The 13,520-nt window shown below is 58.0% G+C and carries 15 protein-coding genes and 1 tRNA gene; 15 read left to right on the plus strand and 1 reads right to left on the minus strand.

All coding sequences use genetic code 11. From position 1 onward, the window contains the following. Position 1: 1 nt before the first annotated feature. The 11 genes from WMP97_RS09630 (at position 2) to WMP97_RS09680 (ending at position 8,882) form a co-directional block, all read left to right on the plus strand. A tRNA-Gly gene (locus tag WMP97_RS09630) sits at positions 2 to 77 on the plus strand. Between the two features lie 103 nt (positions 78 to 180). Continuing rightward, positions 181 to 408, plus strand: coding sequence for a hypothetical protein (locus WMP97_RS09635; protein ID WP_023021418.1), 228 nt, complete (start codon positions 181 to 183; stop codon positions 406 to 408). A gap of 202 nt (positions 409 to 610) precedes the next feature. Beyond that, entirely contained in the window at positions 611 to 1,177 is a 567-nt protein-coding gene (locus tag WMP97_RS09640; protein WP_340440403.1) for a copper resistance CopC family protein, read from the plus strand. After that, positions 1,177 to 1,779 carry a copper chaperone PCu(A)C gene (locus tag WMP97_RS09645; protein ID WP_301715703.1) on the plus strand — a complete coding sequence of 201 codons (603 nt, stop codon included), beginning with the start codon at positions 1,177 to 1,179 and terminating at the stop codon, positions 1,777 to 1,779. The genes WMP97_RS09640 and WMP97_RS09645 overlap by 1 nt, the downstream gene beginning before the upstream one ends. A gap of 2 nt (positions 1,780 to 1,781) precedes the next feature. Next, complete coding sequence (locus tag WMP97_RS09650; protein ID WP_023021421.1) at positions 1,782 to 3,008, plus strand: Dyp-type peroxidase; 1,227 nt, start codon at positions 1,782 to 1,784, stop codon at positions 3,006 to 3,008. A 77-nt stretch (positions 3,009 to 3,085) separates the two neighbouring features. Further along, a complete protein-coding gene (gene thrS, locus WMP97_RS09655) occupies positions 3,086 to 5,149 on the plus strand; it encodes a threonine--tRNA ligase (protein WP_023021422.1) in 2,064 nt (687 codons plus the stop codon). Further along, positions 5,136 to 5,735 (plus strand): HIT family protein, encoded by a 600-nt coding sequence (locus tag WMP97_RS09660; protein ID WP_408918441.1) that lies wholly within the window; start codon positions 5,136 to 5,138, stop codon positions 5,733 to 5,735. The genes thrS and WMP97_RS09660 overlap by 14 nt, the downstream gene beginning before the upstream one ends. Then, the gene (pgsA, locus tag WMP97_RS09665) at positions 5,728 to 6,333 is read left to right on the plus strand and encodes a phosphatidylinositol phosphate synthase (RefSeq protein ID WP_340440404.1); all 606 of its coding nucleotides are present in this window, start codon (positions 5,728 to 5,730) and stop codon (positions 6,331 to 6,333) included. The genes WMP97_RS09660 and pgsA overlap by 8 nt, the downstream gene beginning before the upstream one ends. A 40-nt stretch (positions 6,334 to 6,373) precedes the next feature. Next, the gene (locus tag WMP97_RS09670) at positions 6,374 to 7,318 is read left to right on the plus strand and encodes a phosphatidylinositol mannoside acyltransferase (protein WP_301732007.1); all 945 of its coding nucleotides are present in this window, start codon (positions 6,374 to 6,376) and stop codon (positions 7,316 to 7,318) included. After that, positions 7,318 to 8,421 (plus strand): glycosyltransferase family 4 protein, encoded by a 1,104-nt coding sequence (locus tag WMP97_RS09675; protein WP_200287399.1) that lies wholly within the window; start codon positions 7,318 to 7,320, stop codon positions 8,419 to 8,421. Before WMP97_RS09670 ends, WMP97_RS09675 begins: the two co-directional genes overlap by 1 nt. Beyond that, positions 8,421 to 8,882, plus strand: a complete 462-nt coding sequence (locus WMP97_RS09680; protein ID WP_023021427.1) for a hypothetical protein — start codon at positions 8,421 to 8,423, stop codon at positions 8,880 to 8,882. The genes WMP97_RS09675 and WMP97_RS09680 overlap by 1 nt, the downstream gene beginning before the upstream one ends. 14 nt (positions 8,883 to 8,896) lie before the next feature. Here the strand turns inward: WMP97_RS09680 and WMP97_RS09685 are convergent, their stop codons facing one another. Then, the gene (locus WMP97_RS09685; protein WP_340440405.1) at positions 8,897 to 10,063 is read right to left on the minus strand and encodes a DUF2029 domain-containing protein; all 1,167 of its coding nucleotides are present in this window, start codon (positions 10,061 to 10,063) and stop codon (positions 8,897 to 8,899) included. A 329-nt stretch (positions 10,064 to 10,392) separates the two neighbouring features. Here WMP97_RS09685 and WMP97_RS09690 point away from each other — a divergent pair, with 329 nt between their 5' ends. From WMP97_RS09690 to ruvA, 4 genes are all read left to right on the plus strand, one after another. Then, positions 10,393 to 11,265, plus strand: a complete 873-nt coding sequence (locus WMP97_RS09690; RefSeq protein ID WP_200287402.1) for an acyl-CoA thioesterase — start codon at positions 10,393 to 10,395, stop codon at positions 11,263 to 11,265. A gap of 93 nt (positions 11,266 to 11,358) precedes the next feature. Further along, on the plus strand, positions 11,359 to 12,114 hold the full coding sequence (locus WMP97_RS09695) for a YebC/PmpR family DNA-binding transcriptional regulator (protein ID WP_023021430.1): 756 nt from the start codon (positions 11,359 to 11,361) through the stop codon (positions 12,112 to 12,114). Between the two features lie 188 nt (positions 12,115 to 12,302). Further along, entirely contained in the window at positions 12,303 to 12,869 is a 567-nt protein-coding gene (ruvC, locus tag WMP97_RS09700; RefSeq protein WP_086587570.1) for a crossover junction endodeoxyribonuclease RuvC, read from the plus strand. 33 nt (positions 12,870 to 12,902) lie between these two features. After that, positions 12,903 to 13,520, plus strand: a complete 618-nt coding sequence (ruvA, locus tag WMP97_RS09705) for a Holliday junction branch migration protein RuvA (protein WP_239204101.1) — start codon at positions 12,903 to 12,905, stop codon at positions 13,518 to 13,520.

A 13,520-nucleotide genomic window follows, 5' to 3' on the forward strand; every position in this document is an offset into this window, starting at 1 on the left:
TGCGGATGTAGCGCAGTTGGTAGCGCATCACCTTGCCAAGGTGAGGGTCGCGAGTTCGAGTCTCGTCATCCGCTCCATGTAGCCGCCCCAGAGGCGGGGCGGCTTTTTTCTTGTCTCCTTCCGTGTGCTGTGCGATACGCTTGCCTTTGAAGAGTCATAACCCAAAGCGGAGGAGGAAAGATGTCACGCGCACTAGTGGTACCGCTATTGGTTGGAGCCTGCGGCTTCGCGTCTTTTGTTTCGGGGACTGTGCTTTTCTTTATGGGCCTTACTGCGGCAGATGCGGCTGGAGGCAGTGGCAGCGGGGCGTGGCCTTTGACGCTCATCGGTGTTGGCGTCGCCCTGGTTATTTTTGCTCTGATGGTTTCTGGTCCGTTTTTTAATGCCCGGCAGGGGGAGAGGTCCTAAGGCTAGGTCCGCTGGAATTGAGTCAACTTGGCTTAAATAGTGATAAATACCTCTTTTTATTAAGGAAGCGGAACTCGAGCCCAGTTCAAGCCGACATATGACTCGACGCGCTGCTTTTTGTGATTGCCGCTATGGCAAGTCGCGGGGCTAGTATGTCTGACAATTCAACTTGTGCTTTTCCAACATCACAAAGGAGCTATCTATGGGCTACCGCGTACCTTGGCTGCGCCGCACAGCCGCAGCAGTGGGCACAGCCGCACTGGTCTTGGGCGGGTCGATGCCTGCCGCATTCGCGCACGACTCCGTTATTGGCGGTTCGGTCAAAGACGGCGATCAACTCGATGAGTTCCCTAAGGAAATCACCCTTGAGTTTTCTGGCATCCCCAAAGAGGACTTCAACACCTTTGCCGTAACCAACGCCGATACCGGTGAGAAGCTCTTTAGCCAGGAACCGCAGCTCCATGAACGAGACCTCACAATTGAGACTCCTGAGGGGGTTAACCCTGGGCCGGGCAACTACCAGGTGGGTTTCCAAATCACGTCTTCGGATGGACACGCTACTCGCGGTGGTGTGGAATTTTCCGTTAAAGGTTACGGGGCCGAAAACCCCGAGGCTGGCGAGTCTGACGCGACAGACCAGGAAGCAACCGAGGGGCTGCCGATGTCGCTGAAAATCATTTTGGGCGTGGGCGGGGTTTTGGCAATTGCCGCAGTAGTTGCCCTATTTATTGGCAAGTCTCGTCGCATTGATTCGGAAGGTGAAAAATAATGTCCAAGATTTCTAGCATTGCCCTTGTGGGGTTGACTGTGGCCGGCCTTGCCCTGGCGGGTTGCTCCCCGCAGAACCAAAATGACTCCACCGAGTCGAAGGCTGATGCCACCTCCAGCGCTGCGGAGAAGTCCTCCCCCGCCGCAGCCGAGGACCTGACCTTCGAAGACGCGGTCGTGCGTGCCAACGAAGATAAAGACATGACTGCTATTTTTGGCACCTTGGTGAACCACACCGATAAGGACATCGCTATCACCGGTTTTTCCACCAGTCTTAATGCCAAGGTGAACCAGATCCATGAGACCGTCGATGGCAAGATGCAGGAAATGTCGAGCCCGTTGGTGGTCAAGGCCGGCGAGTCCCACGAACTTGCACCAGGCGGTGACCACTTCATGCTCATGGAAATGGGAAACCACATCGCTCCCGGCGAATCCCTTGACCTTAAGGTGAAGCTAGAAGGCGGCGAAGAGCTCGATCTGGGCGAGATCCAAACGCGTAGCATGCCTTCCGGGGATGAGGACTACGGCGATATGGAAGGCCACGATATGTCCCACATGGAGCACGGAGATATGTCCCACAATAAGGAAGGCCACGACCACTAACCATGTCTGGGTTCAGCAGAAGGGGATTTCTCACTGGCGCTGCGGTATCGACCAGCGCCTTCGCGTTGGCAGGCTGCAATAACCAGGGCTCTTCCCCGGATGCTGGGGCACAGGAACAGCCTGCGCTTGCCGACGCCCTCGTGGCTTTTGACGGCGAGCATCAGGCGGGCATTGCTACCGCAGAGCAGGCTCACCTGAATCTGGTGGGGTTTGACTTTAAAAGGGGCGTCGACAAGCGAGAGTTTGCCAACCTCATGAAGCTGTGGACCGAGGACGCCCGCGCGCTGTGTACGGGGGAGCCGCCGCTGGGCACCCTGGAACCGGAAATGGTGCAACAGCCCGCCAACTTGACCATCACCTGCGGTCTAGGCCAGAAGGTATTCTCCCTGCTCGGCGTGGAGAAACCACACTGGTTGGGAGATGTGCGTTCCTTTAAGCGTGATGAGCTGCAACGACAATGGGGACAAAGCGATATTGTCCTTCAGATTTGTTGCGATGACCCGTTGATGAATACTTATGCACTGCGCCACATGGTGCGAGCCGGTGAGCACTATGCCAGTGTGAAGTGGCTGCAGCAGGGATTTATTAATGCCTATGGCAGCCACGAAAAGGGCGCTACTGCGCGCAATATGTTCGGGCAAAAGGACGGCACCGTTAACCCGCGCAGCGAGGAAGATTTTGCAGCCCAAGTGTGGATCGATGAAGGGCCGAAGTGGGCGCAAGGGGGAACGGCCATGGTGGTGCGTCGCATTCGCATGAACGTGGATACGTGGGAGAAGCTGGATCGCTCCTCCCGTGAAAATGCGGTGGGCCGTAAGCTTGACACCGGCGCCCCGCTTACCGGTGAAGAAGAATTTGATGCTGCAGATTTCGATGCGGTAGATGACTACGGCTTGCCGGTGATTGATAAAAACTCGCACATGGCCGTGGCCGCGCCACCTGCTGATCATCCGGAGCAACGCATCCTACGCCGGCCGTATAACTATGAGCTGGCCCCCGATGGCAAGGATGGGCAGCTTTCCAATATCGGCCAGGTTTTCATCTGCTATCAGCAGGATCCCACCAAGCAATTCGAGCCTATCCAGGCCCGTTTGGATAAATCTGACCTGATGAATGAGTGGCTGACCCATATCGGCTCCGCTATGTATTTCTGCCCGCCGGGCACCCTCGACGCGGATGGGCGTGAATCTTGGTGGGCGAAATCGCTTTGCGAGTATGCAGGGTTGTAGAATAGCTATCCGTAAATTTAAATAGCGGACGCGGCCAGGTATGCCGCCGACGCACGAGCGCATAAAGGAGCGCGATTATGGCGGAACTCATTCCCGCAGTACCGGTCAATTACGATTCCTTCACCGTGCCCGCCGGCCAGGCCGTGGGCGCAGCAATGCGAGAGCTCAATCTTCCCAATAAGGGCCCTGAGGCTGTCGTAGTCGTTCGCGGTGAAGACGGCACTCTCTTTGATTTGTCGCACACCCCCGACACGGAATCCACCTTCACCCCGGTAGCCGCCTGCGAGGAAGACGGTCGCGCGGTAATCCGCCACTCCTGCGGCCACGTTATGGCGCAGGCCGTGCAGGCCGAATTCCCCGGCACCAAGCTGGGCATCGGCCCGGCCATTGAAAATGGCTTCTACTTCGATTTTCAAACCGCGGAGCCTTTCACCCCGGAAGATCTCAAGGCGATTGAAAAGCGCATGAAGAAGATCATTAAGGGAGGCCAGCGTTTTGAGCGCCACGTTTACGAATCCGCTGCAGAAGCGGAGCAGGCGCTTGCCGGAGAACCCTTCAAGCTCGAGCTGGTCCAGGACAAGGGCAACGTTGACCCTGACTCCGATGAGGCCGCCGAGGTTGGTTCTGGCGATCTGACCCACTATGACAACATCAACCCGCGCACCGGGGAAGTAGAGTGGTTCGACCTCTGCCGCGGACCGCACGTTCCAACCACCAAGTACATCCCGGCCTTCACGCTAACCCGCTCTTCTGCTGCATACTGGCGCGGAGATCAGTCTAAGGCTGGCCTGCAGCGCATTTACGGCACCGCTTTTGAGTCCAAGGAGGCCCTGGAGGCCTACCAGACCATGGTGGAAGAGGCTGAAAAGCGCGACCATCGCCGCTTGGGCCAAGAGCTAGACCTCTTCTCCTTCCCAGATGAGATTGGCTCCGGTTTCCCGGTATTCCACCCGAATGGTGCCACCGTGCGCATGGAGATGGAAAACCACTCTCGCAACCGCCACGTCCAGGCCGGCTATTCCTTTGTCAACACTCCGCATATCACCAAGGGTGATCTCTTCAAGAAGTCGGGCCACCTGGACTTCTACGCCGATGGCATGTTCCCGCCAATGCAGCTCGATGGCGAGTATGACGAAGAAGGCAATACCGTCAAGGAGCCGCAGGACTACTACGCCAAGCCCATGAACTGCCCGATGCACAACCTGATTTTTGCATCCCGTGGCCGTTCCTACCGCGAGTTACCGCTGCGCCTATTTGAGTTCGGCACCGTCTACCGCTACGAAAAGTCCGGCGTGGTCCACGGTCTGACCCGTGCCCGCGGCTTTACCCAGGACGACGCGCACATTTACTGCACCGAAGAACAGCTGGAAGAAGAACTCACCAAGGTCCTGGACTTCATCATCTCCTTGCTGAAGGACTATGGCCTGTCTGATTTCTACCTGGAGCTTTCCACCAAGGATCCGAATAAGTTCGTCGGTTCCGACGAGATTTGGGAGCGCTCGACTTCCATCTTGCAGTCGGTCGCGGAAAAGTCTGGCTTGGAGCTGGTACCGGACCCAGCCGGCGCCGCGTTCTACGGTCCAAAGATTTCTGTCCAGGCCCGCGATGCCATTGGCCGTACCTGGCAGATGTCTACCGTGCAATTGGACTTCAATTTGCCCGAGCGTTTCGAGCTGGAGTACACCGCTTCGGACGGAACAAAGAAGCGCCCGATCATGATTCACCGTGCGCTCTTTGGCTCCATTGAACGTTTCTTTGGTGTGCTGCTGGAGCACTACGCTGGCGCATTCCCAGCTTGGCTGGCGCCGCACCAGGTGGTGGGTATCCCGGTGGCAGATGAATTCTCCCCGCACCTTGAAGAAGTTGCCGCACAGCTGCGCCAGAAGGGAATCCGCGCCGATGTGGATACCTCCGATGACCGCATGCAGAAAAAGATTCGCAATCACACCACCGGAAAGGTCCCATTCATGCTGGTCGCCGGTGCCCGCGATGTGGAAGCCGGCGCCGTGTCCTTCCGCTTCCTAGATGGCACCCAGGTCAACGGTGTGCCGGTGAATGAGGCTGTGGAACTCATCACTGCGTGGGTCGCAGAACGCAATAACGAGCAGCCGACTGAAGAGCTCATCAGTGCCCGACGCTAAAAAGACGCGCGAGACCGAAAGCTCCGCCGCGTTCGACAATGGAGCGGTGGAGGGGACCTTCGTTGACTCAGGCGCGGGCGACCCGGACCGTCTAGAACGGCTGTGGGCACCTTATCGCATGGCTTATATAGCCAAGCGCTCTGAGGACCCCTTCGTTGCCGCCCCGCAGGGTAGCGACGAAGACGGGCTCATCATCGCCCGCGGCAAGAGCGTTTATGCATTGCTAAACCTCTTTCCGTACAACGCTGGACACCTCATGGTGGTGCCGTACCGTAAAGAATCTCAGCTTGAGAACCTAACGCAAGAGGAATCTCAAGAGCTGATGGAGTTTGCGCAAAAGGCTATCCGGGTACTCAAACGCGTCTCTCACCCAGAGGCCATTAACGTAGGTTTGAACTTGGGTCGCGCTTCAGGAGGCTCCGTGGGAGATCACCTGCACCTGCATGTGGTGCCAAGGTGGCCTGGGGATAGTAACTTTATGACTGTCCTTGATGGGACTAAGGTATTACCGCAGCTTCTGCAGGATACACGCCGCGTGCTGGCAGAAGGTTGGCGCGAGATGGAAGAGGAGGATTCGCGTGCTTAGCGTGCATGGGCGAAAGCCCGCCGCCGTGGTGGTGGAACCTATAGCGAAGGCCTTTTTAAAGCTGGGCCTGACCCCGAATGTGGTCACTATTGTGGGAACCATTGTCACCATTGCTATTTCGGTGATCCTCATTCCTACCGGTCACCTGTTTTCCGCTGCCGTATTATCCGGCCTCTTTGCCGCCTTTGACATGCTCGACGGCACCATGGCGCGTCTGACTGGCAAAGCCACCGCCTTTGGCGCGACCTTGGATGCTTCCTGCGATCGAATCACCGATGGTGCCTTGTTTAGCGCTATTGCGTGGTGGCTGATTTATTCCGCGGATTCTTCCCGCATTACGGTCATCGCTTGCTTTGTCACCTTGGTATGTTCCCAGGTCATTTCCTATATCAAGGCTAGGGGAGAGGCGTCTGGGTTCAAGATGGTCGGCGGCCTCATCGAGCGCCCTGAGCGGCTTATCTTGGGCTTGGGCGGCATTGGCCTTGAGGGCCTTGGCGTTCCGCATGCTATCGAGGTAGCGCTGTGGAGCCTTGCCGTTGGCTCCATCTTCACCGTGTGCCAGCGCATGGTCATCGCTGCCCGCCAGGAGCAGCACTAGCTCGCTGAGCACCACCGAAAAACCAGGAGGTTTTAACACCATGTGGGATAAAGAAGACCTCTCCGCGGCGGGCTACCTCGCGGGGTGGAAGGTGGTGCGCCGGTTACCCGAGCCCATCGCGCGCACGCTGTTTCGGTGGGGCGCCGACTTTGCCAGCAGGAACGGCCGCGGAATGGATGGCTTGCGCCGCAACCTTGCCCGCGTGGTGGGGCCAGAAAACGTTACCCGCGCGCTGGTACGCGATTCCGTTCGCTCCTATATGCGCTATTGGATGGAGGCCTTCCGCCTGCCGGCTATTCACGGCGATGCCAGCCTGCACGAGCGCTTGCTCAGCGGCTTGGAAGGTCTCGAGCATTTTGATGCTTCCGCTCAATCCGGACGCGGCACTATTTTGGCCCTCCCACATTCGGGTAATTGGGACATGGCGGGTGTCTTCCTCGTGGGCCACTATGGCCAGTTCACCACTGTCGCAGAGCGCTTGAAGCCCGCAGTGCTTTTCGACGCCTTTGTGGACTACCGCGAAACCCTCGGTTTTGAGGTCCTTCCCCTCACCGGGGGCGAAGCCTCGCCTTTTGCTCGCCTCAAAGAAGTATTAGAAGCTGGCGGCGTGGTGTGCCTGCTGGCCGAGCGTGACCTGACTCGAAGTGGTGTGAGCGTAGATTTCATGGGGGAGGAGGCCAATATGGCCGCCGGACCCGCCCGGCTTGCGCTGGAGACTGGCGCCGCCCTCCATGTGGTGCACTCATGGTTTAAGGGAGAGGGCTGGGGCCTATCGGTGTCTCCGGAACTTGAGGTAACAAACGTACAAGAGACTACGCAACGCATGGCCGATGGCTTCGCTGCCAATATTCGCCGGCATCCGGAGGATTGGCATATGCTGCAGCCGCAGTGGAATGTCGATATTGAGAGGCGTCGGCAAGCGCGCGCCGCGCACAAGGCCCGTGATAGCCGCCACGCTGGTGCACGGCAGGAAGGCGAGAAATAATGCGGATCGGCATCGTGTGCCCCTACTCCTTTGATGAACCGGGCGGAGTTCAAGCCCATATCCTTGATCTAGCCACTGTATATATAGAGCAAGGGCACTATGTTCAAGTCATCGGCCCCGCTTCTGACTCCACGCCGCTGCCTGATTTTGTGGTCAAGGGAGGCCCGGCTTTTCCCATTGCTTATAACGGTTCGGTGGCCCGCCTGTCCGTCGGACCTCAGGTAACGCGCAAGGTCAAACGCTTTATCAAAGATGGCGACTTTGATGTTTTGCACATCCATGAGCCCAATTCCCCGAGCTTTTCCATGACCGCGCTGGCCGTAGCGCAGGGACCGTTGGTGGCCACGTATCACGCCTCCGCGTCGAGCTCGCTGGTCTTGACCCTTGCCAAGCCTTTCCTCGCGCCTTTTTTGGAAAAGATCCGCGGCGGTATCGCGGTTTCAGATATGGCGCGGCGCTGGCAGGTGGAGCAATTGGGCGGAGACCCAGTCCTCATTCCCAACGGCGTGGATACATCGGTATACGCGCAGGCACGGCGCCGCAGCCCAGCCAAGGCCCCCGGAGATCCTTTAGAAGTAGTCTTCTTAGGCCGGCTCGACGAGCCGCGCAAGGGGCTGGATATCCTGCTTCGTGCGCTCCGCCAGATAGACCACCCCCTCCGCGTTACCATCATGGGTGGCGGCCGTGCTCGCGAGGTAGAAGGCGTAGATTTTGTCGGCCGAGTCAGCGATGCCGAAAAGGCCGAGATCCTCGGCCGCGCCGATGTATACGTGGCCCCAAATACCGGGGGCGAAAGTTTCGGCATTGTGTTAGTAGAGGCCATGGCGGCCGGCGCGGCAGTAGTTGCTTCTGACCTTGAAGCCTTCCGCGCGGTGTGCAACGCCGATTCTGATGAGCCTGCCGGCGCACTCTTCCGCAATGAGGATAGTGAAGATCTGGCGCGCGTCTTAAGTGAGGTGCTTGATGATGCCGAATACCGGGTTCGGCTGACACGCAATGGCGTCGAGCGTGCCAGCACGTATGACTGGGACCATGTGGCAGCAGCTGTTATGCAGGTCTATGAAACCGTCCAGGACGGAACCAAGGTGAGGGTGAAGCGCTAATGGCCATTGAAATTGCGCTAGTCCTCTTTCTGCTCATCATCGTGGGCTCCTGGGCGCTTTTTACCGCTCAGCGGCTCAACTCACTGCACATTCGCACCGATGCCTCGCTGGCACAGCTACAGGCGGCCCTAGACCGCAGGGCAGCGGTCACAGCGGCAGTAGCACCAGGGCTGGCGGCCCTGGCCCAAAGAGCCGAATCCACCGAACTCTACCAAGGCCACTTCGAACCGCGCACGCTGGCCGAGCGGGAGCTTTCTGCCGCCATTGTGCAAGAGTTTCCCGCAGAGCGCCGCCCCGCCGCGCTTGCCGACGCCGAAGGGCGTATCCAGCTCGCCCACCGCTTCTATAACGAAGCGGTCAGCGATACTCGCGCTTTGCGTCTGCGCCCTGCGGTGCGGCTTTTCCATCTGGGCGGCACCGCAAAGCTGCCGGAATACTTTGACTACATGCTGGCTGAGTAGCCTGCTGAGCGGCTTTATGACCGAAGCGAGTGCCGGCCGCCTCGGCGGCGTAAAACTGGCTGTGCCAGGGCGCTTGGCGCGTGTGGCTGGTGAATTCCTGCACGTTCCAGTTTCCCAGCCAGCGCCACCTCGAGCGCAAACCATATAAGCCCAATGATGGCCATAACCACGATGAGAATATTGCGGGCCACCAAGAGATACACGGGGAACATATTCTCGCCCACGTAATGCCAGATGTAGTCGTAGTTAAACGGATAGATCAAAGTACCCAGCGCGGCGGCGATAATGGCGCAGACCGCCAGCAGGCCTTGGACTACCCGCAAGGCAGTAAACCCTTGTGGAAGTCGCTGGCGGATCACCACTGCAAGCAGCGGGCCGAGCCAGACGATGTATTGCGGGGAGAAAACCTTATTGGTCGCGATAAGGAGCAAGACCATAACGCTAAAGAACGCCATGGTGGTGCGCGTGGTCCATCCGCCGGCACACAGCCGGTAGAGCGCCCATCCCACCGCAAACACCAGCATGATAATGATGGCTATGGTGCTCCACCTGATGGCGGTATCCACGCCGGGCCCGGAGATCTCAAAGCTCTTGGAAGCGGCGTAGCCCAAATCCCAGCGGCCGGGGTGGCGATGCGCTTGCAGCAACAGGAAGGTCGCCGGGATGGACTCCAACTGGAGTCCGCGCACGCCCTGGTAGTTTAAAGGTGAAAGTAAGCGTTCGGTGCCACAGGTGGCAACCGTTATGGCGCAGACTGCAATGATGGTGCAGAAGAAGACGAGCAGGCGTTGCCAGGTCGCAGACCTATTGAAGCGGCCCACTAAGCCTGCGGCGAGCACTCCGGGCCATAGCTTCATGGTGGTGGCAAAGCCCAGTAACGCCGAGGCAATAAGGGGATGGGTAGCCAGAAGGGCGGCTGCTCCGGCGACGGCTAGGGCGGGGAAAATATCGAGGCGCCACACAAAGGCATGGCCGGCCGCGGTGCCGAAGAAAACCCAGAACCAAGCGGCCCAAAAAGCGCGCGGTTGGGTGGGATGGTGGCGCAGCAGCAGGGCTAAAAACGCGGCGTCGACAAGCAGCGTCATGATGGTAAAGCCGATATAGAAAGCGGTGATATTTTCACCGGTGAGCCACCCCAAAAGCACCGTAGGCCACGTGCCTGCATGAGGGTACTCGGTCATTTGAGTTGGGTCGTCGCCGTAGATACCCGCAAAATAATATGCGACATCGCCCCTGGGACTGTGGTCAATCTTGAGTAGATATACAAGGCACAGGCGGGCGATAACCCACCCAATCCAAACTGCAGGAACAGAAGCGAGGCGTTTCACCCAAAAGACTTTATTCAAAGAGCGCTCACTTCGGTGGCGGACATAGTTTCTTCTAGAAAATTCTTCCACTTATGCCAAAAAATGGGGGAGAGATAATGAGAAAAGGAATCGGCGGCTCGGCCTTTTAGTAGTGTGGACGACAATTGCTAGCAGTAGTGATTTAGGACATTGGGAGTGTGGAGATGGCGGCCATCCGCGAGATTTTGGACATAGAGAAAACGGGAGCGGACGATGTCTTTAGTGGCCCGGCGGTGGAGTCGCGGATTGAGCGTACCTTCGGCGGACATATTGCTGGCCAAGCAGTGGCCGCGGCCCAACGCACCGTTTCCGGGAAAGAGGTTCACTCCCTGCACGGCTATTTTGTGGGGCCTGGTGACGCGAGCCGGCCGATTGAGTTGCGGGTCGAGCGCATTCGGGACGGCAGATCCTTTGCCAACCGGCAGGTACGCGCCTACCAAGGGGGCACGCTACTTTTCTCTGCCATGGCGAGCTTCCATCGCGATGGGGACTGCGGACCGCAGCACCAAGATCCCATGCCGGAGGTACCTGGGCCCGAAGAAACAGCTCGTTCCGGTGGCGGTGCGCCTTACTCCACCCGCATCATCCTCAAAGAGTGGGAGGAATGGGATATCCGCTTGGTACCAGAGGAAGGCCGAGACCCTGTGGCAGCGGAACGCACCGGTGCAGGATTTCGTCATATCTGGTTTCGCAATACCGTTGAGCTTCCGCAGGATCCGGCTTTCCACCGCGCCGCGCTGACCTACATGTCGGATATGACTCTCATCCGCTCCGCGCTCCTTCCGCATCAAGGAGAGAAAGTGCAGTTGGCCAGCCTCGACCATGCTATTTGGTTCCTGCGTCCTATTCGCGTGGATGAATGGCTCTTATATGAGCAAGTATCACCCTCAGCATTTCAAGGAACGGCAATTGCGCGCGGCAAGCTCTTTACGGAGGAGGGCGAATTGGTGGCGTTGGTCAATCAAGAGGGCCTTACACGCTTCTTGGATGAAAAGCTGGGCAGCGGTTCCGCCCATGGCAATTGGCACAACGTGTAAATATGCCCCGCTTATAAGGGGGTCGCTTTCACGCATTCATGCAGCACACGTATAATTGCCACCAGTTTCAGCACCCGATTAGAAAGGGACTACATGTCAGGCCACTCGAAATGGGCAACTACCAAGCATAAAAAGGCTGCCAACGATGCAAAGCGTGGCAAGGAATTTGCCAAGCTGATCAAGAATATCGAAGTGGCGGCCCGCACCGGCGGTGGTGACCCAGCGGCTAACCCAACCCTTGATGACATGATCAAGAAGGCCAAGAAGGCCTCCGTCCCCAATGACAATATTGAGCGTGCTCGCAAGCGTGGATCCGGTGAGGAAGCCGGCGGCGCCGACTGGGAAACCATCATGTACGAAGGCTATGGCCCCAACGGCGTGGCCATGCTCATTGAGTGCCTTACGGATAACCGTAACCGTGCGGCGACCGACGTGCGTACCGCTATGTCTAAAAACGGCGGCAACTTGGGCGAATCCGGCTCCGTGGCCTATATGTTCACCCGTACCGGCTACGTCCTAATAGAAAAGGGTGAGCTGACGGAAGACGATGTTTTGATGGCCGTGCTAGAAGCTGGCGCGGAAGAGGTAAAGGACCAGGGCGAGAAGTTTGAGATCGTCTGCGCCCCGACGGATGTGCAGGCCGTTAAGGACGCGCTCAAGGAAGCCGATATTGAGGTCGATGACTCTGATAATGACTTCCGCGCTTCTGTTGAGGTGCCGCTTGATGCCAATGATGCCAAGAAGATTTTCCGCCTCATTGATGCTTTGGAAGACTCCGATGACGTGCAAAACGTCTACACCAACATGGACCTGTCCGATGAGGTACTAGCCGAGTTGAACGAGGGTTAATCACCTCTTCGCCGCAATAGCGGCGGCTATGTAGCGCCGGGAGCGCTCCGCGAGAATTGCTCGCCGGAGGCGCTGCCGGCGCTTCGCTATGGTGGGGTGGACTGCTACGTTTGTAGAACACCTGTGTGTAGTCCATAATGGGGGCAGTAGGCGGTGCGATAAGGCGCTGACATGACAATGGGGGAGAGATGAACCTAGAAGGAATGCGCGTGATGGGGATTGACCCGGGCTTGACGCGCTGTGGACTTTCCGTGGTTCAAGCTGGTCGCGGCCGAGCAATCCTCCCGGTTTCTGTAGGCGTGGTTCGTACCCCTAGCGATAAAGACTTAACGGAGCGCCTCCTGCGTCTTTCAGTGGCAGCGAAAGAATGGATGGATGACTATACGCCGGATGTAGTAGCGATCGAGCGCGTCTTCGAACGTGGCCAGGTCTCCACGGTCATGCAAACTGCCCACGTGGTAGGGGTGTTGGTGCTGGCTGCAGCTGAGCGCGACATTCCGGTGTATATGTACACCCCATCCGAGGTGAAAAAGGCAATCTCTGGAAATGGGCGCGCCGATAAAAAGCAGATGACCACTATGATCACCCGTATTCTGGGGTTGACGGAGCCGCCCAAGCCTGCCGACGCCGCCGATGCACTTGCCCTGGCCGTATGTCATTGCTGGCGTGCCCCTGCCATTGCGCGGATGGACCGGAATGGTCTTGGGCTTGGGGCCAAGACAAGTGGCGTGCGCGGACAAGCTAAGAAGCGGTAGAGAAATTTACTGAGAGAAAAGGATAGGAAGCCAATGATTGCTGCACTGCGTGGAGAAGTAATCCATATTGGACTCGACCATGGGGTCATCGACTGTGCAGGCGTGGGATACAAGTTCTTGGCCACCCCAAAAACGCTGGGCACTTTGCGCCGCGGGGAACCAGCTACGGTTCTCACCAACTTGGTGGTCAAGGAAGACTCCCTGACTCTTTATGGCTTTAGCGCTGATGAGGACCGCGAGATGTTCCAAGTTCTGCAATCCGTGTCGGGGCTCGGACCAAAGCTTGCCTTGGCGGCGCTTTCGGTCATGGGCGCTGGGGAGCTCGCTGCAGCGATTGGTGCGGAAGACGTGAAGGCGCTGCAATCTATCCCGGGCGTCGGTAAGCGTATGGCTCAGCGCTTGGCATTGGAGCTGAAAGATAAGGTGGCGGCCTTTGCGCCAAGCGAGCCCTCTACTGCAGGTGCCAGCGATACCGCCGTCGCGCCAGCCGGCGGGGCCGTGGTAGAAAGCGTGACGGAAGCGCTCATTGGTCTTGGGTTTACTGATAAGGGAGCGCGGCCTGTGGTGGAAGCAGCATATGCGGAGAACCCTGATGCCGATACGTCTTCCCTCTTGCGTGCGGCTCTAGCGCAGCTGGGCAAGAAAAAGTAA

The organism is Corynebacterium sp. KPL4072, from assembly GCF_037908395.1.
Taxonomy (GTDB): Bacteria; Actinomycetota; Actinomycetes; order Mycobacteriales; family Mycobacteriaceae; genus Corynebacterium; species Corynebacterium kefirresidentii.

What these genes read in the sequence shown, in the direction of transcription:
- WMP97_RS09635 (WP_023021418.1), top strand. Translation starts at nt 181, where the DNA reads ATGTCACGCGCACTAGTGGTACCGCTATTGGTTGGAGCCTGCGGCTTC.
- WMP97_RS09640 (WP_340440403.1), top strand. Translation starts at nt 611, where the DNA reads ATGGGCTACCGCGTACCTTGGCTGCGCCGCACAGCCGCAGCAGTGGGC.
- WMP97_RS09645 (WP_301715703.1), top strand. Translation starts at nt 1,177, where the DNA reads ATGTCCAAGATTTCTAGCATTGCCCTTGTGGGGTTGACTGTGGCCGGC.
- WMP97_RS09650 (WP_023021421.1), top strand. Translation starts at nt 1,782, where the DNA reads ATGTCTGGGTTCAGCAGAAGGGGATTTCTCACTGGCGCTGCGGTATCG.
- thrS (WP_023021422.1), top strand. Translation starts at nt 3,086, where the DNA reads ATGGCGGAACTCATTCCCGCAGTACCGGTCAATTACGATTCCTTCACC.
- WMP97_RS09670 (WP_301732007.1), top strand. Translation starts at nt 6,374, where the DNA reads ATGTGGGATAAAGAAGACCTCTCCGCGGCGGGCTACCTCGCGGGGTGG.
- WMP97_RS09675 (WP_200287399.1), top strand. Translation starts at nt 7,318, where the DNA reads ATGCGGATCGGCATCGTGTGCCCCTACTCCTTTGATGAACCGGGCGGA.
- WMP97_RS09680 (WP_023021427.1), top strand. Translation starts at nt 8,421, where the DNA reads ATGGCCATTGAAATTGCGCTAGTCCTCTTTCTGCTCATCATCGTGGGC.
- WMP97_RS09685 (WP_340440405.1), bottom strand. Translation starts at nt 10,063, where the DNA reads ATGACCGAGTACCCTCATGCAGGCACGTGGCCTACGGTGCTTTTGGGG.
- WMP97_RS09690 (WP_200287402.1), top strand. Translation starts at nt 10,393, where the DNA reads ATGGCGGCCATCCGCGAGATTTTGGACATAGAGAAAACGGGAGCGGAC.
- WMP97_RS09695 (WP_023021430.1), top strand. Translation starts at nt 11,359, where the DNA reads ATGTCAGGCCACTCGAAATGGGCAACTACCAAGCATAAAAAGGCTGCC.
- ruvC (WP_086587570.1), top strand. Translation starts at nt 12,303, where the DNA reads ATGAACCTAGAAGGAATGCGCGTGATGGGGATTGACCCGGGCTTGACG.
- ruvA (WP_239204101.1), top strand. Translation starts at nt 12,903, where the DNA reads ATGATTGCTGCACTGCGTGGAGAAGTAATCCATATTGGACTCGACCAT.